The organism is Exiguobacterium sp. U13-1 (genome assembly GCF_001750115.1).
GTDB lineage: Bacteria > Bacillota > Bacilli > Exiguobacteriales > Exiguobacteriaceae > Exiguobacterium_A > Exiguobacterium_A acetylicum.
In genome coordinates, this window is the sequence record NZ_CP015731.1 from 520,296 (window position 1) to 542,754 (window position 22,459).

Below are 22,459 nucleotides of genomic sequence, written 5' to 3' on the forward strand. Positions count from 1 at the left end.
GCATGATGCGTTGTCAACGATGTGGCGAACGAGAAGCAATCGTCCGTGTCAAACTTCCACAAGAATCGGAAACCGATGAGAAGTTCTTATGCTCGGTTTGTGTGCGGGAGTTAGCACGTGAATATCAAGGGACGGCGTGTCCGTCTTGCGGTATGACCCGTCAACAATTGCTTCATCTTCGTAAAGTCGGTTGCCCGACTTGTTATTCATTTTTTAAAGACGAAGTCGACGGCATGGTTCGTCAGTTCCAACACGGTCATACGCAACACTATGGCTCACGACCTGATGAGGAATCCGTGGAAAAACGATTGAACCAGCAGCTCAGTCGACTGAAAGAACAACTCAATCGCAAAATCTTAGCAGAAGACTATGAAGAAGCAGAAATCATAAAACAACAGATTGAAAGTGTCGAGGAGGATTTGCGTCATGTTTGAAGAGTTGCTCCAACACCCTTTAAGCGAATCGATGAATCAATCTTCTCCCTTTGACGACATCGTCGTTTCGACACGGATCCGATTGGCGCGCAATACGACACGTTATCCGTTCTCAACGATGTTGTCAGAAGCACAAGCCAATGCGCTCATTGACGAGACGGAACGCCAACTAAACGGGATGAAAGGGTTTCGGTTTGGTCGCGTCGATCAGGCGGATGTCCTGACTCGAACCGCTTTAGTAGAAAAGCATCTAATCAGTCCGGCGTTAGCGAGTCATCCACGGACAGGACTCTTCATCAGTGAAGATGAGCAGATCAGTGTCATGGTCAATGAAGAGGATCATTTCCGGATTCAGACGTTATTACCGGGACTTCAACTTGAAGAAGCGTTTCGGATCGCAAAACAAGTCGATCGCTTGATCAGTGAACGATTTAAAATTGCTTTTGATGACACGCTTGGTTATTTAACGACATGTCCGAGTAACGTCGGAACAGGTCTTCGTGCTTCCGTGATGTTGCATTTACCGGGACTGGTCCTGACGAATCAGATTCAAGGCTATATCAAACACTTACGACAGCTTGGATTCGCGATTCGTGGGCGTTACGGCGAGGGAAGCGATGCATCTGGTCGTATGTTTCAACTGTCGAACCAACGGACGCTTGGGGCAAGCGAGGATATGCTAATCACGGACTATCAATTTGCCGTTGAAGCATTAATTGAAGCAGAACAGGCAGCACGAAAAGGATTATTGGAGATGTATCAAGAAGAACTAGAGGACAGACTATATCGTTCCTATGGCATCCTGACATCAGCTCGACTGATTACAGCGCGGGAAGCAACGGAACGACTATCGGATGTCCGCTTAGCAGATAGTCTGGGACTAGAGGTCAATCTTCCTCCAAATCTTTTTCATCAACTGCTCGTATCACTACAAACAGGTTTTCTACAAAAGCATTTCGGGAAACAATTAACATCTAGAGAACGGGACATCGAACGGGCGAAACGAATCCGGACGATGTTAACCGAACAGACAAACAGGGATCACACACAAGGAGGTTTTGCATAATGATGTTTGGACGATTCACAGAACGTGCACAACGTGTATTGGCACTTGCTCAAGAAGAGGCAGTACGGTTGGGGCACCACAATATCGGAACAGAACACATTTTACTCGGACTTGTACGTGAAGGAGACGGAATCGCTGCGAAAGCCTTAACAGCACTCGGTCTCAGTTCAGATAAAATTCAAATGGAAGTCGAAGCATTGATCGGTCGCGGACAAGATGGTGCAACGACGATTCACTATACACCACGTGCGAAAAAGGTCATCGAGTTATCAATGGATGAGGCACGTAAACTTGGTCACTCTTACGTTGGGACAGAACACCTCTTGCTCGGATTGATTCGAGAAGGAGAGGGCGTTGCTGCTCGTGTCTTGAATAACTTAGGCATCAGTCTTTCAAAAGCCCGTCAGCAAGTACTCCAGTTGCTCGGGAACAGCGAAACGACAGCAAACGCGTCGCAAGCAGGTTCAGGTGTCGCAACACCTACACTTGATGGTCTTGCTCGTGATTTGACACAACAAGCGCGCGAAACACGTCTTGACCCAGTTATCGGTCGTGCGAAAGAAATTCAACGCGTCATCGAAGTCTTAAGCCGCCGGACGAAGAATAACCCGGTCTTGATCGGGGAACCAGGGGTCGGTAAAACGGCTGTCGTCGAAGGTCTCGCTCAACAAATCATCAACAACGAAGTGCCGGAGACGTTACGCAATAAACGTGTCATGGTACTCGACATGGGAACACTCGTCGCTGGTACGAAATACCGTGGTGAATTCGAAGATCGTTTGAAAAAGGTCATGGATGAGATTCGTCAAGCGGGGAACATCATTCTCTTCATCGATGAGTTGCATACATTGATTGGAGCGGGTGGAGCAGAAGGTGCGATCGATGCATCGAACATCCTTAAACCATCACTCGCACGAGGCGAACTTCAGTGTATCGGAGCAACGACTCTTGATGAGTACCGGAAATACATCGAAAAAGATGCGGCACTCGAACGTCGTTTCCAACCGATCCAAGTCGCAGAGCCAACGACGGATGAAGCAACACAAATCCTATTTGGTCTTCGCGATCGTTATGAAGCACACCACCGTGTGACGATCACAGACGAAGCAATCCAAGAAGCCGTCACATTGTCGGATCGATACATTTCGGATCGTTTCCTTCCGGATAAAGCGATCGATTTGATCGATGAAGCGGCATCAAAAGTTCGTTTACGCTCGTATACAGCACCACCGAACTTAAAAGAAGTCGAAGCAAAACTCGAAGGTATCCGTAAGGACAAGGATGAAGCTGTCCAAAGCCAAGAGTTTGAAAAAGCAGCAAGTCTTCGTGACACAGAACAAAAATTACGCGATGAACTTGAGCGTTTGAAAGAGGAATGGCAGAATAAACAAGGCAACGAAAAACTTGAAGTCACAAAAGATGACATCGCACAAGTTGTTGCCAACTGGACAGGTGTACCGGTCACGAAGATCGCGGAAGAAGAGACGGATCGTCTCCTTCGCCTCGAAGAAATCCTTCACGATCGTGTCATCGGTCAAAACGAAGCCGTTAAATCGATTTCAAAAGCCATCCGCCGCGCACGTGCTGGACTCAAAGATCCAAAACGTCCGATCGGTTCGTTCATCTTCCTCGGCCCTACTGGGGTTGGTAAAACAGAACTCGCACGCGCTGTTGCCGAAGCGATGTTCGGAGATGAGGATGCGATCATCCGGATCGACATGTCAGAGTACATGGAGAAACATGCAACGAGCCGTCTCGTCGGTTCACCTCCAGGATATGTCGGTTACGAAGAAGGCGGTCAATTAACGGAAAAAGTTCGCCGGAAACCGTACTCGGTCATCTTACTTGATGAAATCGAGAAGGCGCACCCAGAAGTCTTCAACATTCTCTTGCAAGTACTTGATGATGGACGCTTAACAGACTCGAAAGGTCGGACGGTTGATTTTCGTAACACGATCATCGTCATGACATCGAACGTCGGTGCAAGTGCCCTTAAACGGAATAAATATGTTGGATTCGCTGTTTCTGAAGATACGGATCGCGAATACAAAGACATGAAAGATAAAGTCATGGAAGAACTCAAACGGGCATTCCGTCCAGAGTTCTTGAACCGGATTGATGAAACGATCGTCTTCCACTCACTCGAGAAACAACACATCGAAGAGATCGTGAAGTTGATGGCGAAAACCCTTGAAAAACGTTTGGCTGAACAGGAAATTCATTTCGAATTGACACCAGCTGCCCTCTCGAAGATCGCTGATATCGGGTACGATCCAGAGTACGGCGCACGTCCAATCCGTCGTGCCCTTCAACGGGAAGCGGAAGACCGGTTGTCAGAAGCATTGCTCGCAGGCGATATCCAAAAAGGAGAACGTGTTGCGCTTGATGTCGAAGAGAACGAATTCATCGTTCGCCGGAATCACGTGAGTTCTGCCGCAACGGAATAAGCACTGAGCACAGGGCCAGCTTTCGCACTTTCTGAGCGAAGCTGGTCCTTTTTTTGAAACAGAAAGGATGAATCGATTGGCTAAGTTAAAAACAAAATTCGTTTGTCAAAGCTGTGGGACCGAATCACCGAAATGGATGGGACGTTGTTCCGGGTGCGGGGAATGGAACACGATGGTCGAAGAAGTCGTCGAAGAGAAAAAAGGACGGCGCGGTGCCGCTTTCGTTCATACGACGACAAAACAATTGAAGCCAGAGCGTCTCGCGAACATCGTCTCGCAAGAAGAGAGTCGCGTCTTTACCGGAAGTGGTGAATTCGACCGTGTCCTCGGAGGAGGTATCGTTCCAGGTTCGATGGTGCTTGTTGGAGGAGACCCAGGGATCGGGAAGTCGACAATCTTGCTGCAGACGAGTGCACGCCTTGCTCAACGTGGCGAAAAAGTGCTCTACATCTCAGGGGAAGAATCGCTTAAACAAACCAAATTGCGCGCGGAACGGCTTGGCTTACCGACACAAGATTTGTTCGTCCTCAGTGAGACGGATATGAACATGATTGAACGTGTCGTCGATGAAGAACAGCCACGTTTTTTAATCATCGACTCGATTCAAACCGTCTACATCGATGAAATCCAGTCCGCACCCGGCAGCGTGACACAGGTACGTGAATGTACGGCGATGCTGATGAAAATTGCGAAGAGTCGCGGTATTGCGATTTTCATCGTCGGTCACGTCACGAAACAGGGTTCGATTGCTGGACCACGTTTACTGGAGCACATGGTGGATGCCGTCTTGTATTTCGAAGGCGAACGTCACCATACGTTCCGGATTCTGCGTGCCGTCAAAAACCGATTTGGTTCAACGAATGAAATCGGAATTTTTGAGATGCGGGAGTCCGGTCTTGAAGAGGTCTTGAATCCGTCAGAAATTTTCCTCGAGGAACGGACATCCGGTGTATCTGGTTCGACGATCGTCGCTTCCATGGAGGGGACACGGACGGTCCTCGTTGAACTGCAAGCGTTGATTTCACCGACGTCATTCGGGAATCCAAGACGGATGGCGACCGGAATCGATCAAAATAAGGTTGCCTTATTGATGGCTGTTCTTGAGAAACGGTCGGGTCTTCTCTTACAAACACAAGATGCCTACCTCAAGGCAGCCGGTGGTGTGAAGCTTGATGAACCTGCGATTGACTTGGCGGTTTGTGTTGCGATTGCTTCTAGTTTCCGTGACAAACCGACGCGTCCGACGGATGTCGTGATTGGTGAAGTCGGATTGACAGGTGAGGTTCGCCGTGTATCGCGGATCGAACAACGTGTAGCAGAAGCAGCTAAACTTGGTTTCACACGCGCCATCATTCCGAAAAACAACTTGGGTGGTTGGACGTATCCGGATGGAATTACGGTCGTTGGTGTCGAGAGTGTGGACGAAGCATTACGTGAAACAATTCCGTTTTAAACTGGAATGACGCAAAAAATGGGGGAACTGTAATGGATATGTAAACAGTTTCCCCTCCTTCCGGCGTAGGTAGTTCAAATCAGTACATGTTACAATGAACTTAAAATAAGCAAAGGAGGTGAGAAGATTGAAAATCGTCATTCGGGTATTTTTTGCATTACTCGGACTTGCCCTCGGGATTTTGTTGCTGCCTCAGTTCTTCCAATTAATTGAAACGGCAACGAATACGACATTCCCCGCCTGGTTGATGAGCGAATACGTAACTGGAACGATTGGTGCACTCATATTCTTATTAATTGGATTATTCATTACGGATTCGGTAATTCGACTTCTCCGATTTTTAGAAGAACGACTCGTCAAAGCCCCAGTGGCAGATCTCTTTTTTGGAACATTTGGTTTGTTGATCGGGTTGGTACTGGCTTTCCTTGTTAGTACATTGATTGATTTAGTAGGTATTCCTGTCCTCAGTAACGTCTTAACAATTTTCGTGACCGCGTTATTCGGATATCTCGGCTTTACGGTCGGGTATCGTAAACGTCATGAATTGACGAAAATCTTCTTACGCAGCAACCAAAGTGAGAAAAAAGCAACACCTGAAGTCGTCGTTCCAGTTAAATCAAACAGCAAGGTACTTGATACGAGCGTCATCATCGACGGACGAATTACGGATATCACGAAAACCGGCTTCGTCGAAGGAAAACTGATCGTCCCGCAATTCGTTATCGGTGAGTTGCAGTACATCGCGGATTCTTCCGATACGTTGAAACGAAACCGTGGACGTCGTGGACTTGATGTCTTAAAAGAGTTACAAGACATCCCTGGAGTCGAGGTCGAAATTTATGACGGCGATTTCGAGGATGTACCGGAAGTCGATATTAAGCTAATTAAACTCGCGGAACTCGTCAAAGGCATCGTCGTCACGAACGACTATAACTTGAACAAAGTCTGTGAAGTCCGACATGTTCCTGTTCTCAACATCAATGATCTGGCGAATGCCGTCAAACAAGTCGTCATTCCAGGAGAAGAGATGACCGTCCTTGTCATCAAGGAAGGGAAAGAACAAAAACAGGGCATCGCTTATCTCGAAGATGGGACGATGGTCGTCGTCGAAGGAGGCAAACACCTCATTTCGAAAACGATTGGTGTCGTCGTCACGAGTGTCTTGCAGACGTCAGCTGGACGAATGATTTTTGCGAAACCACAAGAAAAATGAGACACTATGCCTAGAGAGACATCGAGAGGCATTCGGATAGACCCCGCAACGGATTCGATTTCATGATCGAGTCCGTTTTCGGTGTGATGGAATGGATCACGATGATCAGTGAGAGAGAAAAGAGGGAATGGGATGTCTACAACCACCTATCGCGTCGTCATCCCCGCTGCTGGTGCCGGTAAGCGGATGGGCGCAGATCGTAATAAATTGATGCTTGAACTGAGAGACCGTCCAATCATCGCTTGGACACTAGATGTCTTCGAGGCAGATCCAGCTTGTACGGAAATCGTCCTCGCGATCAATCCACTAGAACAGGAATGGTTTACAAGTATTATCGCGTCTTATAAGACATCGATTAAACTTGTCACGGGTGGTGCCGAACGTCAGGAAAGTGTGCTCCGTGGTCTTGAGGCGTTAGAAGGCGAAGGAATTGTTCTGATCCATGATGGTGCCCGACCGTTCATTTCACAAGCAGCGATTCATGCGGTCGTCCAGGCGGCAGCTTTGGATCAAGCAGCGATTCTTGCCGTGCCGATCAAAGACACCGTCAAACGGATTGAAGCGAACCACATCAGCGAGACCGTTCCGCGGGAGCACCTGATGGCAGCCCAGACACCACAAGCGTTTGATCTTGCGACGATTCGTACGGTTCATGAAAAAGCGGCAACGAAATACCTAGGAACCGACGATGCAAGTTTGATAGAATGGGACGGAGGAAAAGTAACGATCGTCCACGGTCACTACGAAAATATCAAGATGACGACACCGGACGATCTTTGGTTCGGTGAAGCGATTCTAATGAAACGAGGGAAATGACGATGATTCGAATTGGACAAGGCTTTGATGTACATGCCTTTGCAGAGGATCGGAAATTGATTTTAGGCGGCATCGAGATTCCGCATACGAAAGGATTGCTCGGTCATTCGGATGCAGACGTTTTATTACATACGATTGCCGACGCAGCACTTGGTGCGATCGCAGCAGGGGATATCGGAAAACATTTTCCAGATACGGATCCGGAATTCAAGGATGCCGATTCAGCAAAATTGCTACAACATGTTTACGCGCTTGTTAAACAACAAGGGTATGAGCTTGGCAACCTAGATGCGACAGTCATCGCACAGGCACCAAAGCTGCGTCCTTACATCGACACGATGCGTGCGCGGATCGCGGAATTACTCGAAGCGGACATTGAACAGATCAATGTCAAGGCAACGACGACGGAATGGTTAGGTTTTACGGGACGTGAAGAGGGAATCGCTTGTCAAGCAGTGATTCTACTGAAACGAATCGAAGAATAAGGTATACTAGATAAGCGAATTTTAGTCGAAGGAGTGATTGGCAATGGCAGAAGTACGAGTACGTTATGCCCCAAGTCCAACAGGACACTTGCATATCGGGAATGCCCGGACTGCATTATTTAACTATCTGTTTGCACGCCATTTAGGCGGTAAGATGGTATTACGAATCGAGGATACGGACCAAAAGCGGAACATCGCAGGTGGTGTCGAGAGTCAAATGAAGAACCTCGAGTGGCTCGGTGTCGATTGGGACGAAGGTCCAGGTCGCGGTGGCGAGTACGGTCCTTATTCACAAATGGAACGTCTCGATATCTATCAAAAGTACACGGATGAGTTACTTGAAAAAGGACTTGCTTACCGTTGCTACATGACATCGGAAGAACTCGAAGCAGAACGTGAAGCACAAATCGCACGCGGAGAAGCACCACGTTATTCAGGAGCGCACCGTAACCTGACAGCAGAACAAGAAGAAGCGTTCCGCGCAGAAGGTCGCACGCCGTCAATTCGGATTCGTGTACCGGAGGATGTCACGTATACATGGAATGATATCGTTAAAGACGATGTCTCATTCGAATCAAAAGACTTCGGTGACTGGGTCATCGTCAAAAAAGATGGCATTCCGACGTACAACTTTGCCGTCGTCATCGACGATCATTTAATGGCGATCAGCCATGTTCTTCGTGGCGATGATCATATTTCGAACACACCGAAACAGATGATGATCTATGATGCGTTCGGTTGGGAATACCCAACGTTCGGTCACATGACATTGATCGTCAACGAATCACACAAGAAACTCTCGAAGCGTGATCACTCGATCATTCAGTACATCGAGCAGTATAAAGAGCTCGGTTATCTCCCGGAAGCATTGCTCAACTTCATCACGCTTCTCGGATGGTCACCGGTCGGCGAACAAGAAATCTTCACGAAAGAAGAGTTCATCGAAATCTTTGACGCGGATCGTCTCTCGAAGAGTCCAGCTGTCTTTGACCAAAACAAATTGGCTTGGATCAACAGTCAGTACATGAAACATCAATCGTTCGAAGAAGTATTCGAAGCCAGTCTTCCGTTCTTACAAGAAGCAGGTCGCGTCGAAGCGTCGCCTTCAGAAGAAGAGCTCGCTTGGGCACGTGATCTTGTCGCGTTATACCGCGAACAGATGACGCATGGCGCGGAAATCGTCAAGCTTTCAGAGATGTTCTTTGAGGACGAAGTGGTGTATGATGAAGAGGCAAACACTGTCTTGAGTGGCGAGACGGTTCCAACTGTACTTACAGAATTCGCGAACCAGTTACGCGCTCTCGAAGAGTGGACACCAGAAGCAATCAAAGCATCGATCAAAGCGACGCAAAAAGCGACTGGTCAAAAAGGTAAAAACTTGTTCATGCCAATTCGTGTCGCGACGACAGGACAGACACATGGTCCAGAACTCCCGAACACGATTCAATTACTAGGAAAAGACCGTGTGCTTGCACGGCTTGAAGCAGAATAACGAAAGCGTAGACGAGGAAAGTAACGATGCGTCTTCTTCTCCAGAGACAAGCTCGAATGGTGCGAGGGCTTGAAGAAGCGAATCATGAAATGCCCCTCTGAGTGCTGCCCGAAATCCCTGAGAGTAGGCGCAGACGTATCTCCGGCGTTAACGGACGTCGAGAGGGACGAGTCAATCGTCCAAACAGAGTGGGACCGCGCTTCGTTAGCGTCTCTGTGCAGCAATGCATAGAGGCGCTTTTTCTTATGGAGAGGAGAACGTATATGACACGGATACGAGAAGATATCCGCAATGTGTTTGAGCAAGATCCAGCTGCCCGCAGCACGTTAGAAGTCATTTTGACATACCCGGGCTTACATGCGATTTGGATGCATCGCCTGGCCCATCGACTCTGGAACGCAAAGTTTCGCTTACTCGGTCGATTAATTTCGCAGTTCAGTCGCTTTTTGACAGGCATCGAGATTCACCCAGGAGCGACGATTGGACGCCGATTCTTTATTGACCACGGGATGGGTGTCGTCATTGGTGAGACGACGATCATTGGTGATGACGTCACGTTATTTCAAGGCGTGACGCTCGGCGGAACGGGGAAAGAAACAGGAAAGCGTCATCCGACGATTGAAGACGGCGTACTTGTCTCTGCCGGTGCCCGTGTCCTTGGTGATATCACGATCGGGGCATACTCAAAAATCGGTGCCAGTTCCGTCGTCTTAAAACACGTTCCGCCAAATGCGACCGTCGTCGGCATTCCGGGACGTGTCGTCATTCAAGATGGCATGAAGGTCGAAGCACCGCTTGATCATCGTTTCCCGGATCCGGTCAGCGAATGCCAAGAGCGAATTGAAATGGAACTAGAAGTATTAAAACAAGAAATTGAACGGATTAAAGGAGGGCGACGTCATGATTCAACTGTACAACAGCATGACCGGAAAAAAGGAACCATTTAAACCATTAGAAGAAGGAAAGGTCAAGATGTATGTCTGTGGCCCGACTGTTTACAACTACATTCATATCGGGAACGCACGTCCAGCAATCGTCTTCGATACGGTTCGTCGCTACTTCACATACCGCGGATACGAAGTCAAATATGTCTCGAACTTCACGGACGTCGATGATAAGATCATCCGGACAGCGAACGAACTCGGAGAAGACTATCATGCGTTGACGAAACGTTTCATCGAGGCGTACCACGCGGATACGGGTGCCTTGAATGTCCAAAAAGCGGACATCCATCCACTCGTCACGGAAACGATGGACGATATCATCGCCTTCATCGAAGTCCTCGTCGAAAAAGGCAATGCCTACGCATCAAGCGGAGATGTCTACTTCCGGACGCGTAGTTTCAAGGATTATGGTCAATTGAGCCAACAGTCGATCGATGAATTGCGCGCAGGCGCACGAATCGAAGTCGGAGAGAAAAAAGAAGATCCGCTTGATTTCGTGCTCTGGAAAGCAGCAAAACCAGGGGAGCCGGCATGGACGAGTCCATGGGGCGAAGGACGACCAGGCTGGCACATCGAGTGCTCGGCGATGGCGAAGAAATACCTCGGGGAGACGATTGATATCCATGCTGGTGGACAAGACTTGAAGTTCCCGCACCATGAGAATGAGATCGCCCAGTCAGAAGCATGCAACTCGCAGAAGTTCGCGAACTACTGGATGCATAACGGGTTCTTGAACATCGAAAACGAGAAGATGTCGAAGTCACTCGGTAACTTCCTGACGGTCCATGAAGCGATCCAAGCAGTCGACCCGATGGTGTTACGTTTCTTCATGTTATCGGTTCAGTATCGTCACCCGATCAACTACAGTCGTGAACTGATCGATCAAGCAGCGAATGGTCTCGCGCGGATTCGGGAGTCGGTCGCAAACATCGAACACCGCCTTGAAATGACGGCCGATCTCGGAACAGGTGACGAGAAGTGGTTGAATCGTCTAGCGGCGATCAAGGAACACTTCATCACATCGATGGATGATGATTTCAATACAGCGAACGCTGTGACGGATTTATTTGATCTCTCGAAAGAAGCCAACTTATACCTCGGAGAAGCACATGTGTCAAAACAGGTGCTCGAACAGTTCCTCGCACTCTTCTCGGAATTATCAGATGTCCTCGGTGTCACGTTGACAGTCGACAAAGGCTTACTCGATGAAGAAGTCGAACAGTTGATCAAAGAGCGGAACACAGCACGTCAAAATCGTGACTTCGCACGAGCGGACGCAATCCGTGATCAGCTACGTGATCAAGGGATCCTGCTCGAAGACACAGCGCAAGGGATGCGGTGGAAGCGCGGATGAAGAACTACAAACAACTGAATGCACTCGCGTTAGCGTACATGGGCGACGTCGTCTATGAGATTCGTGTGCGGGAGCGATTGCTCGAACAAGGTTATGTAAAGCCGGGCGAGTTGCACAAAGCAGCTGTCCGGTATGTTCGGGCACAAGCACAAGCGACGGTCGTGACGCACTGGTTGAACACGGATGTGTTGACAGAAGAAGAAGCAGCGGTCGTCCGGCGCGGAAAGAACGCGAAATCCGGTTCTGTCCCGAAGAGCACGGACGTCCACACGTATCGCTACGCGACAGCATTTGAAGCATTGCTCGGTTATATTTATCTTTCAGAAGGAGGGGATCGCCTTGAAGAACTCATCGGACAAGCGTTCGAACTACTCGAAGCCGAAAAAACAGACGAATCCTAAGGCTACCGGTGCGAAGCCGAAAACGAAGGCGCAGCGTCCAGCGCAAGAGAAGCGAAAGACTGCTTCTGTTAAGGAACAACCGGTCGTAATCGAACCGCTCGAAGAAGGACAAGATTTCTTGTCAGGTCGTAATCCGGTCCTAGAGGCATTACGGAGCGGACGAGAAATGAACAAGCTGTTCTTGCAGGAAGGACAACAAAAAGGACCGCTTGCCGTCATCCATGCGATGGCGCAGGAAGCGGGCATTCAAATCCAGCTCGTCCCGCGTTCACGGTTAACCGGTTTAGCTGGAACGGAAAATCACCAAGGTGTCGTCGCCGCGGTTGCAGCGTATGAGTACGCTGAGATGGAAGATATCTTCGAGCTTGCCCGTCAAAAGGATGAAACACCACTCTTGATCATGCTTGATGAACTCGAGGATCCCCATAATCTCGGATCGATCTTGCGGACGGCAGACGCTGTTGGAGCTCACGGGATCATCATTCCGAAGCGTCGCTCAGTCGGATTGACGCAAGTCGTCGCGAAGGCATCAACAGGCGCAATCGAACATATCCCGGTCGTTCGCGTGACGAACCTCGCTCGGACGATGGAGGATCTAAAGAAACAAGGCATCTGGTTCGTCGGAACGGATGCACGTGAAAGTGACGACTACCGGACACTCGATGGTACGATGCCGCTCGGAATCGTCATTGGAAGTGAAGGAAAAGGAATGAGCCGGCTCGTCCGTGAGAAATGTGACTTCCTCGTCCACCTCCCGATGGCAGGACATGTCACGTCGCTCAACGCATCGGTTGCGGCTTCGCTATTATTATATGAAGTCTATCGGACTAGAAAGCCGTATGCGCGATGAAATATGATCGCCTCATCGTAGATGGCTACAATATCATTGGCGCATGGCCAGAATTTCGGACGTTGCGGGAGCAAGACTTTGAATTAGCACGGGAACGGTTGATTCATGCGATGGCGGAGTACCAAGCCGTCACAGGGATCAGCGTTACGATCGTCTTTGATGCCTATCTGCAACCAGGACGTGAGTCTAGGATGCTAAAAAGCGGAATCGATATCGTCTACACACGAGAAAACGAGACGGCGGACGAATGGATCGAGAAAACAGCGGCTGACTGGCTGCAGGATATCCGGGTCAAGCTGACGGTAGCGACGAACGACTATACGGAGCAATGGGTCATCTTCACGCTTGGAGCACTCCGTATATCGGCGCAGGAACTCCGGCGTGAGTGGAAAGCAGCAGTTGCCGTCATCAAGCAACAGACGACGTCTGCGAAGACGACGGCTCAACCGCGTTCGAAGATTGATTTACCGGAAGACGTCATCGCGCGCCTCGAAGCGATTCGTCGCCGAAAGAATTCAGATACATGATATGAACCATTCGCATGAGCAATCCACCGTTCTCCTTCATTCGAAAGAACGGTGGATTTTTTTGTAGAAAAGATACATTTTGGATACAACAAAAGAGGTCATGCCAATTTTCATTGTCGTGCCACAGGTAATTATTGTATAATTAAAAACAATTGAACTATTCGTCAATGATGCTTGGAGGGATACAGGATGAGTTTGGTTTCGTTCGACCAGTTTGAGTGCATGACCGATGAAGCGCTTGTAGAACAAGCGAAAGAGTTCGATAACAGCGATGCGCTCGAATTTTTGATCGAGCGGTATCGAAATTTCGTACGTGCCAAAGCCCGTTCTTACTTTTTGATCGGGGCAGACCGAGAAGACATCATCCAAGAAGGAATGATTGGTCTCTATAAGGCGGTACGGGATTACCGAACGGATAAGCTCGCCTCGTTTAAAGGATTTGCCGAATTATGCATCACGCGACAGATGATCACTGCGATCAAGACGGCGACACGTCAGAAACATATCCCGTTGAACTCGTACATCTCGCTCGATAAACCGATCTATGACGATGAATCGGAGCGGACGTTACTTGATATCATCACGTCGACAGCACCTTCTGATCCACAAATCTTGATCATCAACCGGGAAGAATACGCAGACATCGAATCGAAGATGGATGAGATTCTGAGCGACCTCGAACGGAAGGTCCTCGCGCTCTATCTCGACGGACGGACGTATCAGGAAATCTCTGACGACCTCGATCGTCATGTGAAATCGATCGACAATGCCTTGCAACGCGTCAAGCGCAAACTTGAGCGATATCTCGAAGCACGAAAGATGACGGTCTAACAGAGAGGTAGATTGACCGTAATCCCTTCCTATGCTACTGTATAACTAGCGCCTTACTAGCGAGACGCCGCTCATAGGCGTTTTTTTTTACGCTCTTTTTCGGAAGGAAAGTACCTTAACAGAAGAGAAGAGTGGCAAAGAAGGAGGACTTTGAGATGGCGAAGAAAGTAGGCCTTGCTTGTGATAATTGCGGTGCCCGCGACTATACGACGATGAAAAAAGAGGACGTCACTGTCCGCTTGGAATTGAAGAAATTCTGCCGTCGTTGTAACGCGCATACGATTCATAAAGAAGCGAAATAAGGCTTCATCTGTCCCGATTTATTACATCCTGGAGGGAAAGTACGATGAAATTTTTGCGTGACGTATGGAATGAATTGAAAAAGACGAGCTGGCCAAAACGGAAAGAGCTGACGAAATACACATTGACGGTCATCGGTATGGTGATCTTCATGGGTGTCTTCATCTTCGGCGTCGATTCAGGGCTTAGCGCATTGATGAGCTGGTTGATTAAGTAAAAAGAAGAGGTGGCCTACCATGGAGAAACAATGGTTTGTCGTCCAAACGTATTCCGGATTCGAAAACAACGTCAAGGCGAACCTTGAACGTCGGATTGAATCCATGAACATGGACGAAAAAATCTTCCGTGTACTCGTTCCGATTGAAACAGTACAAGAAGAAGTAACGAACAAAAAGGGAGAAACGAAAATCAAGGAACGTGAAGTCAAGATCTTCCCGGGGTATGTCCTCGTCGAGATGGTCATGACGGATGATTCTTGGTACGTCGTCCGGAATACTCCGAACGTCACGGGCTTCCTCGGATCAGTCGGCGGTGGTTCAAAACCGACACCACTCCTTCCAGAAGAAGCAGAAAACATTCTTGGATCAATGGGTCTCGTTGATCTGAAGAGCCGTTACGACTTCTCACTCGGACAAATCGTCCGAATCAAAGAAGGAGCTTTCGAAAATCTCGAAGGTACGATCGAGGAGCTTGATACAGATGCTGAGAAGATGAAAGTCTCTGTTGATATGTTCGGTCGCGAAACGAAGGTTGAGCTTGATTTCGCACAGGTCGATAAAATCGATTAAGTTTCCTATTGCGAATGTTTTGTTTTAATGATACAATTTTTCGTGTTTGATGTTGTGCTTATTTCGATAAATAACTCGTCGAATAGAATGAGTGGGAGGACGCGCAACGTCCAATTAAACCACATTAAAGAATTAAGGAGGTGTGTCTCGTGGCGAAGAAGGTTATGAAACTCGTAAAACTTCAAATTCCTGCGGGCAAAGCAAACCCAGCTCCACCAGTTGGACCGGCACTCGGTCAAGCAGGTGTGAACATCATGGGCTTCTGTAAAGAGTTCAACGCTCGTACACAAGACCAAGCCGGCTTGATTATCCCTGTAGTCATCACGGTTTTTGAAGATCGTTCATTCACATTCATCACTAAAACTCCTCCAGCAGCAGTTCTCTTGAAGAAAGCAGCTGGAATTGAGAGTGGTTCAGGTGAACCGAACCGTAAGAAAGTAGCGACAGTCAAACGTGACAAAGTTCGTGAAATCGCTGAAACAAAAATGCCAGACCTTAACGCATCATCTGTTGAAACAGCAATGTTGATGGTTGAAGGTACTGCACGTTCTATGGGTATCGTAATCGAAGACTAATGTCTTTTTGATTACCATGAACAACGATGAGGGTCGCAGGCGGATAGTTTCTTGAAGCCTGCTACCCTTTCATTATGTGGGAGGATTTTCCGCACAACCACAAAGGAGGAACCTAAAATGGGTAAGAAGTACAAAGAAGCTGCTAAGCTTATCGATCGTACGGTTTCATACGAACTCGCAGAAGCTGTAGATTTGACTAAAAAATCTGCAACTGCGAAATTCGATGAGACTATCGAATTGGCTGTTCGTCTCGGAGTAGATCCGAAGAAAGCAGACCAACAAATCCGTGGAGCAGTCGTATTGCCACACGGTACTGGTAAAACACAAAAAGTCCTCGTCTTCGCGAAAGGTGAGAAACTTAAAGAAGCGGAAGCTGCTGGAGCAGATTACGCTGGTGATGCTGAGTACATCAACAAAATCCAACAAGGATGGTTCGACTTCGATGTTATCGTTGCGACACCAGACATGATGGGTGAAGTTGGTAAACTTGGTCGCGTTCTTGGACCAAAAGGCCTCATGCCAAACCCGAAAACAGGTACAGTTACATTTGACGTCACAAAAGCAATCAACGATATCAAAGCTGGTAAAGTTGAGTACCGTGTCGACAAATCAGGTAACATCCACGTTCCTGTCGGTAAAAAATCATTCGATAACGAGAAACTCGTTGAGAACATCAACACAGTTATCGAAACTCTCGTAAAAGTTAAGCCTGCTACTGCTAAAGGTGTATACCTTAAGAACATCGCGATCGCTTCTACAATGGGTCCTGGTGTAAAAGTATCTTCAGCTGACTTCGCGAAATAATTTCGTCTAAAACGAACTTGACAACGTTCTAAGAACGCTGTTACAGTATAAAACGTTGATATATTTCGACATACCGTAGACAGAAGGTGCTCACATGGGCATAAATCCTTCCGAGGTGTTCTTGCTCAGAGAGCCTGTTTGTTCAGGTATCCTTTTTGACGATTACGCCTCCTCTGCTCTGCAGACGGAGGCTTTTTATTTGAAATCGAGCAGCCCCTCGCACCGGTACATTTCATCTACCAGGAGGTGCAACAGAAATGGCAAACGAAAAAGTTATCGCTGTCAAAGCGGATCTCGTATCTGAGATCGCTGAGAAACTCCAAGCGAGCGCAGGAACAGTTGTCGTCGACTACCGTGGTCTCACAGTAGAAGAAGTCACTGAACTTCGTAAACAACTCCGCGAAGCGGGCGTTGAATTCAAAGTTTACAAAAACGGTCTCCTCCGCCGCGCGGCAGTTCAAAGCAACCTCGAAGGTCTTGATGAAGTCTTCACAGGTCCTAGTGCGATCGCCTTCAGCAATGAAGACGTTATCGCGCCAGCTAAGATCTTGAACGACTTCGCTAAAACGCACAAGGCTCTCGAACTTAAAGGTGGTATCATCGAAGGCAAAGTCACTTCAGTAGAAGATGTCAAAGCCCTTGCGGAACTTCCATCACGCGAAGGTCTCCTTTCGATGCTCCTCAGCGTGCTTCAAGCGCCAATCCGTGGACTCGCGGTGGCAACGAACGCAATCGCAGAGCAAAAAGAAGAACAATCTGCTTAATTTCTGCTTAGCGGGATAGGCAACCAACACAATTTTCACACCCCAACGTGGGCTAAATCAAAGGAGGAAAACCATAATGGCTTTCAACAAAGAGCAATTTATCGAAGACCTCAAGGGCATGACTGTTCTTGAACTTAACGAACTCGTAAAAACAATCGAAGAAGAATTCGGCGTATCAGCAGCAGCTCCAGTAGCAGTTGCAGGTGCTGGCGCAGGCGCAGCAGCTGAAGAGCAAACTGAATTCGACGTTATCCTCACTAACGCTGGATCTGGTAAAATCAACGTCATCAAAGCAGTTCGCGAATTGACAGGCCTCGGTCTTAAAGAAGCGAAAGCTCTCGTAGACGGAACTCCAGCACCAGTTAAAGAAGGCGTTTCGAAAGAAGACGCTGAAGCAATGAAAGCTAAGCTTGAAGAAGCTGGCGCTACTGTAGAAGTTAAGTAATTTTCTTCTTCCGTAGAAACAAGAGAAGCTCGCATTGCGAGCTTCTTTTGTTTTCATCTTTTACATGAGAGGGGAAGGAAGCATGGCGGATCATTATTATACGAATGACCCTTCATCGAAACGAGATCCGAAGACGTGGGAATACGTCTTGCGTGGTCAGACGCTCCGCTTTACATCGGATCACGGTGTCTTTTCAAAGAACGGAATCGATTTTGGTTCCCGTCTATTGATTGAGACATTCACGGAACCGGCTGTAGCGGGAGACATTTTAGATGTCGGCTGCGGATACGGACCGATGGGCATTGCGCTCTCGAAGTCGACAGGACGTCCAGCACACTTGATCGATGTCAATGAACGGGCGCTCGAACTGGCGGCAGACAATGCGCGCGCGAACGGTGTTTCCGTGACGACCGGTGTGAGTGACGGGTATGATGGGGTAGGCGAATCGACATTCGCAGCGATCGTGACGAATCCACCGATTCGGGCAGGAAAAACGGTCGTTCATCGTATCCTCCGAGAAGCGTATGATCACCTCGTCGTGGGCGGCGAGCTTTGGGTCGTCATTCAAAAGAAACAAGGTGGACCATCTGCGAAGAAGTTGATGGAAGACGTATTCGGTATGTGTGAGACAGTTACCCGCGATAAAGGGTACTCGATATTTAAATCAATTCGGTCTTGACAAATCGAAGGATTTGTCGTTGACCGCATGTTGTGTCTATGATAGTATTATAAAATGCCATTGGAGTGATTTTTGGATAAGATGTTTGAAAGCAGCTGGCGTTCTCGACTACAGATGATTGAGTAGACAAGACGTCGCTTTTTTGCGCTTATCAATCAAAAAATGGCTTCAATGTTCGATATTACACCCGTCCTTCTCTATAAGAAGAAGTGGGTCTGAGAGGTGAATCAGTTGACTGGTCAACTTGTTCAGTACGGTCGTCACCGTCAGAGAAGAAGCTATGCACGTATCAGCGAAGTATTGGAACTTCCAAACTTAATCGAGATTCAAACGAATTCGTATGAGTGGTTCCTGCGGGAAGGTCTTCGTGAGATGTTTCATGACATTTCGCCGATTTCCGATTTCACAGGGAATCTCGTATTAGAATTCATCGACTACTCGCTCGGAGAGCCGAAGTATTCGATCGATGAATCGAAAGAGCGCGACGTGACCTATTCGGCACCACTACGCGTTAAAGTCCGTCTTCAAAATAAAGAGACGGGTGAATTGAAAGAACAAGAAGTCTTCATGGGTGACTTCCCGCTTATGACGGAGTCGGGAACATTCATCATCAATGGAGCGGAGCGCGTAATCGTTTCGCAGCTTGTTCGTTCGCCAAGTGTTTATTACAACAATAAGTTAGATAAGAACGGTAAGCGTGGATTCTCCGCGACAGTCATCCCAAACCGTGGTGCATGGCTCGAGCTCGAGACAGACGCGAAAGACATCGTTTATGTTCGCATTGATCGCACGCGTAAGATTCCAGTAACGGTTCTTTTACGTGCTCTTGGTTTCGGTACGGATCAGGAAATCATCGATCTTCTCGGTGATGATGAGTACCTCCGGAATTCACTTGAAAAAGATAATACGGAATCAACGGAAAAAGCCCTCATCGAGATTTATGAGCGTCTACGTCCGGGAGAGCCGCCGACAGTCGAAAACGCAAAAGCGTTACTCGTGTCGCGCTTCTTTGACCCGAAACGTTATGATTTGGCAAACGTTGGTCGTTATAAAATCAATAAAAAGCTTCATCTTAAGAACCGTCTCTTCGGTCAAAAACTTGCGGAAACGCTTGTTGATCCTGAGACAGGTGAAGTCATCGCGGAAGCAGGAACGGTCCTTGATCGTCGTATGCTCGATAAAGTCCTTCCATTCCTCGAAGGATCCGTTGGTTACATCGAAGCGACGCCTACAGGCGGCGTGACGCAAGGTGAGGCTTTCAACTTACAGTCAATCAAGGTGTTCGCACCGGACGATGCTGAAGGTGAACGCATCATCAATATCATCGGTAACGGTAACATCGATCGTGACATCAAGCACATCACGCCTGCTGACATGATTGCTTCTATCAACTACTTCTTCAACTTGTTGCATGAAGTCGGTACGACAGACGATATCGACCACCTCGGTAACCGTCGTCTCCGTTCAGTTGGTGAGCTGCTCCAGAACCAATTCCGGATCGGTCTCTCACGGATGGAACGTGTCGTTAAGGAACGGATGTCGATTCAGGATCAGAATGCGATCACGCCACAGGCATTGATCAACATTCGTCCAGTTATCGCATCGATTAAAGAGTTCTTCGGTAGCTCGCAGTTGTCTCAGTTCATGGACCAAACGAACCCGCTTGCGGAATTGACGCACAAACGTCGTCTTTCAGCACTCGGACCTGGTGGTTTGACACGTGAGCGCGCTGGTTTCGAAGTTCGTGACGTACACTACTCGCACTATTCCCGTATGTGTCCGATCGAAACGCCAGAGGGACCAAACATTGGTTTGATCAACTCGTTGTCTTCGTACGCGAAGGTCAATGAGTACGGCTTCATCGAAGCGCCATATCGTCGTGTCGATCCGGAAACGGGCGTTGTCACAGATGAAATCCACTACATGACTGCTGACGAAGAGGATCTCTACGTCGTCGCTCAGGCAAACATGTTGTTGACGGAAGAGAAGACGTTCCAAGATTCACACGTTCTTTCACGTTTCCGTGGACAAAACTTGTCTGTCGAACCAGCACGTGTCGATTACATGGACGTTTCACCGAAGCAGGTTGTATCTGCCGCAACGGCTTGTATCCCGTTCCTTGAGAACGATGACTCGAACCGTGCCCTCATGGGAGCGAACATGCAACGTCAGGCCGTCCCACTTCTGAACCCGGAATCTCCGATTGTTGGTACAGGTATGGAGTACGTGTCTGCGAAAGACTCAGGAGCCGCTGTTGTTGCGAAGCACGCAGGGATCGCTGAGCGTGTCACGGCGCGTGAAATCCTTGTCCGTCGTACGACGGAAGTCGATGGCAACATCGTTGAAGGGGAACTCGACCGTTACAAGATCCAAAAATTCATCCGTTCCAACCAAGGAACGTGTTATAACCAAAAACCAATCATCAAAGCAGGCGACCCAGTCGATAAAGGCGAGATCCTTGCAGATGGTCCATCGATGGACGGTGGGGAACTTGCGCTTGGTCGTAACGTACTCGTCGGTTTCATGACATGGGATGGTTACAACTATGAGGATGCTGTCATCATGAGTGAGCGTCTTGTCAAAGACGACGTCTACACATCGATCCACATTGAAGAATACGAATGTGAGTCGCGTGATACGAAACTCGGACCGGAAGAAATCACACGTGATATTCCGAACGTCGGTGATGATGCCTTGAAAAACCTCGACGATCGCGGAATCATCCGCGTCGGTGCGGAAGTCAAGGACGGCGATATCCTCGTCGGTAAAGTTACGCCGAAGGGTGTAACGGAATTGACAGCGGAAGAGCGTCTTCTTCATGCGATCTTCGGTGAAAAAGCACGTGAAGTCCGTGATACATCTCTCCGTGTACCACACGGTGGTGATGGAATCATCCTCGACGTCAAAATCTTCGACCGCGATAACGGGGACGAGCTCTCACCTGGTGTCAACCAGTTGATCCGTGCTTATATCGTTCAGAAGCGTAAGATTCACGAGGGTGACAAAATGGCGGGTCGTCACGGTAACAAAGGTGTTATCTCGCGTATCCTTCCAGAAGAAGACATGCCGTACATGCCAGACGGTACGCCAATTGACATCATGTTGAACCCACTAGGGGTTCCATCACGGATGAACATCGGGCAGTTGCTCGAGCTTCACCTCGGGATGGCAGCACGTCAACTCGGCATCAAAGTCGCATCACCAGTATTTGATGGTGCGCGTGAGGAAGATGTTTGGGCAACGATTGAAGAAGCAGGTATGGATCGCGACGCGAAGACTGTCCTTTATGATGGTCGTTCGGGTGAAGCGTTCGATAACCGCATCTCTGTCGGTGTCATGTATATGATTAAACTTGCTCACATGGTCGATGATAAACTTCACGCACGTTCGACAGGACCATACTCACTCGTTACACAACAACCGCTCGGTGGTAAAGCACAGTTCGGTGGTCAGCGTTTCGGTGAGATGGAAGTATGGGCACTTGAAGCATACGGCGCAGCCTACACGCTCCAAGAGATCCTTACAATCAAGTCGGATGACACGATCGGTCGTGTTAAAGCGTACGAAGCAATCGTCAAAGGTGAGAATGTACCACAACCGGGCGTACCGGAATCGTTCCGAGTCCTCATTAAAGAGCTTCAATCCCTCGGTATGGACGTCAAGATGATGTCTGCTGATGATGAAGAGATCGAAATGCGCGACGAAGACGAGGACAATATCCCGAACGCGACTCCAGCACTCGAAGAAGTTCAAGCGCCTGTCGCACCAGTTGTTACTGAAGAGGAATAAGC

Annotated in this window: 23 protein-coding genes and 2 other annotated features; all 23 genes read left to right on the forward strand. The window is 48.5% G+C overall.

Annotated elements, in window-relative coordinates; genetic code table 11:
* Window positions 1-2: 2 nt before the first annotated feature.
* A complete protein-coding gene (locus ESP131_RS02720) occupies window positions 3-434 on the forward strand; it encodes a hypothetical protein (RefSeq protein WP_231925672.1) in 432 nt (143 codons plus the stop codon).
* Window positions 427-1,500: an ATP--guanido phosphotransferase gene (locus tag ESP131_RS02725; RefSeq protein ID WP_029343074.1), complete on the forward strand. Its 1,074-nt coding sequence runs from the start codon at window positions 427-429 to the stop codon at window positions 1,498-1,500. The genes ESP131_RS02720 and ESP131_RS02725 overlap by 8 nt, the downstream gene beginning before the upstream one ends.
* Window positions 1,500-3,947 carry an ATP-dependent protease ATP-binding subunit ClpC gene (gene clpC / locus ESP131_RS02730; protein WP_023466588.1) on the forward strand — a complete coding sequence of 816 codons (2,448 nt, stop codon included), beginning with the start codon at window positions 1,500-1,502 and terminating at the stop codon, window positions 3,945-3,947. Before ESP131_RS02725 ends, clpC begins: the two co-directional genes overlap by 1 nt.
* A 76-nt stretch (window positions 3,948-4,023) precedes the next feature.
* The gene (radA, locus tag ESP131_RS02735; protein ID WP_029343076.1) at window positions 4,024-5,400 is read left to right on the forward strand and encodes a DNA repair protein RadA; all 1,377 of its coding nucleotides are present in this window, start codon (window positions 4,024-4,026) and stop codon (window positions 5,398-5,400) included.
* 127 nt (window positions 5,401-5,527) lie between these two features.
* Complete coding sequence (locus ESP131_RS02740) at window positions 5,528-6,613, forward strand: PIN/TRAM domain-containing protein (protein ID WP_047390578.1); 1,086 nt, start codon at window positions 5,528-5,530, stop codon at window positions 6,611-6,613.
* A gap of 132 nt (window positions 6,614-6,745) precedes the next feature.
* Entirely contained in the window at window positions 6,746-7,429 is a 684-nt protein-coding gene (gene ispD / locus ESP131_RS02745; protein ID WP_029343078.1) for a 2-C-methyl-D-erythritol 4-phosphate cytidylyltransferase, read from the forward strand.
* 2 nt (window positions 7,430-7,431) lie between these two features.
* The gene (gene ispF / locus ESP131_RS02750) at window positions 7,432-7,914 is read left to right on the forward strand and encodes a 2-C-methyl-D-erythritol 2,4-cyclodiphosphate synthase (protein ID WP_029343079.1); all 483 of its coding nucleotides are present in this window, start codon (window positions 7,432-7,434) and stop codon (window positions 7,912-7,914) included.
* Between the two features lie 43 nt (window positions 7,915-7,957).
* Window positions 7,958-9,406: a glutamate--tRNA ligase gene (gene gltX, locus ESP131_RS02755; protein WP_029343080.1), complete on the forward strand. Its 1,449-nt coding sequence runs from the start codon at window positions 7,958-7,960 to the stop codon at window positions 9,404-9,406.
* Window positions 9,406-9,624 (forward strand) — a binding site (T-box leader). It overlaps the preceding gene by 1 nt.
* A gap of 9 nt (window positions 9,625-9,633) precedes the next feature.
* Entirely contained in the window at window positions 9,634-10,353 is a 720-nt protein-coding gene (epsC, locus tag ESP131_RS02760; RefSeq protein WP_255343794.1) for a serine O-acetyltransferase EpsC, read from the forward strand.
* Window positions 10,307-11,704, forward strand: coding sequence for a cysteine--tRNA ligase (gene cysS, locus ESP131_RS02765; RefSeq protein ID WP_047390581.1), 1,398 nt, complete (start codon window positions 10,307-10,309; stop codon window positions 11,702-11,704). The genes epsC and cysS overlap by 47 nt, the downstream gene beginning before the upstream one ends.
* On the forward strand, window positions 11,701-12,105 hold the full coding sequence (locus tag ESP131_RS02770; RefSeq protein WP_047390584.1) for a Mini-ribonuclease 3: 405 nt from the start codon (window positions 11,701-11,703) through the stop codon (window positions 12,103-12,105). Before cysS ends, ESP131_RS02770 begins: the two co-directional genes overlap by 4 nt.
* A 166-nt stretch (window positions 12,106-12,271) precedes the next feature.
* Entirely contained in the window at window positions 12,272-12,955 is a 684-nt protein-coding gene (rlmB, locus tag ESP131_RS02775) for a 23S rRNA (guanosine(2251)-2'-O)-methyltransferase RlmB (protein WP_412767687.1), read from the forward strand.
* Complete coding sequence (locus ESP131_RS02780) at window positions 12,952-13,482, forward strand: NYN domain-containing protein (protein ID WP_029343083.1); 531 nt, start codon at window positions 12,952-12,954, stop codon at window positions 13,480-13,482. Before rlmB ends, ESP131_RS02780 begins: the two co-directional genes overlap by 4 nt.
* A 189-nt stretch (window positions 13,483-13,671) precedes the next feature.
* Window positions 13,672-14,313, forward strand: a complete 642-nt coding sequence (sigH, locus tag ESP131_RS02785; RefSeq protein ID WP_029343084.1) for an RNA polymerase sporulation sigma factor SigH — start codon at window positions 13,672-13,674, stop codon at window positions 14,311-14,313.
* Window positions 14,314-14,468: 155 nt separating this feature from the next.
* Window positions 14,469-14,615, forward strand: a complete 147-nt coding sequence (gene rpmG, locus ESP131_RS02790; protein WP_023466603.1) for a 50S ribosomal protein L33 — start codon at window positions 14,469-14,471, stop codon at window positions 14,613-14,615.
* A 44-nt stretch (window positions 14,616-14,659) separates the two neighbouring features.
* Entirely contained in the window at window positions 14,660-14,830 is a 171-nt protein-coding gene (gene secE / locus ESP131_RS02795) for a preprotein translocase subunit SecE (RefSeq protein WP_023466605.1), read from the forward strand.
* A gap of 19 nt (window positions 14,831-14,849) precedes the next feature.
* Complete coding sequence (gene nusG, locus ESP131_RS02800) at window positions 14,850-15,401, forward strand: transcription termination/antitermination protein NusG (RefSeq protein WP_023466607.1); 552 nt, start codon at window positions 14,850-14,852, stop codon at window positions 15,399-15,401.
* 149 nt (window positions 15,402-15,550) lie between these two features.
* Window positions 15,551-15,976, forward strand: a complete 426-nt coding sequence (gene rplK / locus ESP131_RS02805; RefSeq protein ID WP_023466609.1) for a 50S ribosomal protein L11 — start codon at window positions 15,551-15,553, stop codon at window positions 15,974-15,976.
* A gap of 117 nt (window positions 15,977-16,093) precedes the next feature.
* Window positions 16,094-16,780: a 50S ribosomal protein L1 gene (gene rplA, locus ESP131_RS02810; protein WP_023466610.1), complete on the forward strand. Its 687-nt coding sequence runs from the start codon at window positions 16,094-16,096 to the stop codon at window positions 16,778-16,780.
* Window positions 16,781-16,835: 55 nt separating this feature from the next.
* Window positions 16,836-16,987: a sequence feature (ribosomal protein L10 leader region), on the forward strand.
* A 50-nt stretch (window positions 16,988-17,037) separates the two neighbouring features.
* Window positions 17,038-17,544, forward strand: coding sequence for a 50S ribosomal protein L10 (rplJ, locus tag ESP131_RS02815; protein WP_023466611.1), 507 nt, complete (start codon window positions 17,038-17,040; stop codon window positions 17,542-17,544).
* Window positions 17,545-17,620: 76 nt separating this feature from the next.
* The gene (gene rplL, locus ESP131_RS02820; RefSeq protein ID WP_023466613.1) at window positions 17,621-17,989 is read left to right on the forward strand and encodes a 50S ribosomal protein L7/L12; all 369 of its coding nucleotides are present in this window, start codon (window positions 17,621-17,623) and stop codon (window positions 17,987-17,989) included.
* A gap of 82 nt (window positions 17,990-18,071) precedes the next feature.
* A complete protein-coding gene (locus ESP131_RS02825) occupies window positions 18,072-18,668 on the forward strand; it encodes a class I SAM-dependent methyltransferase (RefSeq protein WP_069940145.1) in 597 nt (198 codons plus the stop codon).
* A gap of 231 nt (window positions 18,669-18,899) precedes the next feature.
* Window positions 18,900-22,457 (forward strand): DNA-directed RNA polymerase subunit beta, encoded by a 3,558-nt coding sequence (gene rpoB / locus ESP131_RS02830; RefSeq protein ID WP_047390625.1) that lies wholly within the window; start codon window positions 18,900-18,902, stop codon window positions 22,455-22,457.
* Window positions 22,458-22,459: the final 2 nt, after the last annotated feature.

Coding starts and splice junctions, on each gene's coding strand:
- rpmG (WP_023466603.1), top strand. CDS start 14,469: ATGGCGAAGAAAGTAGGCCTTGCTTGTGATAATTGCGGTGCCCGCGAC.
- secE (WP_023466605.1), top strand. CDS start 14,660: ATGAAATTTTTGCGTGACGTATGGAATGAATTGAAAAAGACGAGCTGG.
- ESP131_RS02825 (WP_069940145.1), top strand. CDS start 18,072: ATGGCGGATCATTATTATACGAATGACCCTTCATCGAAACGAGATCCG.
- cysS (WP_047390581.1), top strand. CDS start 10,307: ATGATTCAACTGTACAACAGCATGACCGGAAAAAAGGAACCATTTAAA.
- ESP131_RS02725 (WP_029343074.1), top strand. CDS start 427: ATGTTTGAAGAGTTGCTCCAACACCCTTTAAGCGAATCGATGAATCAA.
- ESP131_RS02780 (WP_029343083.1), top strand. CDS start 12,952: ATGAAATATGATCGCCTCATCGTAGATGGCTACAATATCATTGGCGCA.
- rplL (WP_023466613.1), top strand. CDS start 17,621: ATGGCTTTCAACAAAGAGCAATTTATCGAAGACCTCAAGGGCATGACT.
- gltX (WP_029343080.1), top strand. CDS start 7,958: ATGGCAGAAGTACGAGTACGTTATGCCCCAAGTCCAACAGGACACTTG.
- rplA (WP_023466610.1), top strand. CDS start 16,094: ATGGGTAAGAAGTACAAAGAAGCTGCTAAGCTTATCGATCGTACGGTT.
- rplJ (WP_023466611.1), top strand. CDS start 17,038: ATGGCAAACGAAAAAGTTATCGCTGTCAAAGCGGATCTCGTATCTGAG.
- ispD (WP_029343078.1), top strand. CDS start 6,746: ATGTCTACAACCACCTATCGCGTCGTCATCCCCGCTGCTGGTGCCGGT.
- nusG (WP_023466607.1), top strand. CDS start 14,850: ATGGAGAAACAATGGTTTGTCGTCCAAACGTATTCCGGATTCGAAAAC.
- ESP131_RS02770 (WP_047390584.1), top strand. CDS start 11,701: ATGAAGAACTACAAACAACTGAATGCACTCGCGTTAGCGTACATGGGC.
- ispF (WP_029343079.1), top strand. CDS start 7,432: ATGATTCGAATTGGACAAGGCTTTGATGTACATGCCTTTGCAGAGGAT.
- sigH (WP_029343084.1), top strand. CDS start 13,672: ATGAGTTTGGTTTCGTTCGACCAGTTTGAGTGCATGACCGATGAAGCG.
- ESP131_RS02720 (WP_231925672.1), top strand. CDS start 3: ATGATGCGTTGTCAACGATGTGGCGAACGAGAAGCAATCGTCCGTGTC.
- clpC (WP_023466588.1), top strand. CDS start 1,500: ATGATGTTTGGACGATTCACAGAACGTGCACAACGTGTATTGGCACTT.
- rlmB (WP_412767687.1), top strand. CDS start 12,272: ATGAACAAGCTGTTCTTGCAGGAAGGACAACAAAAAGGACCGCTTGCC.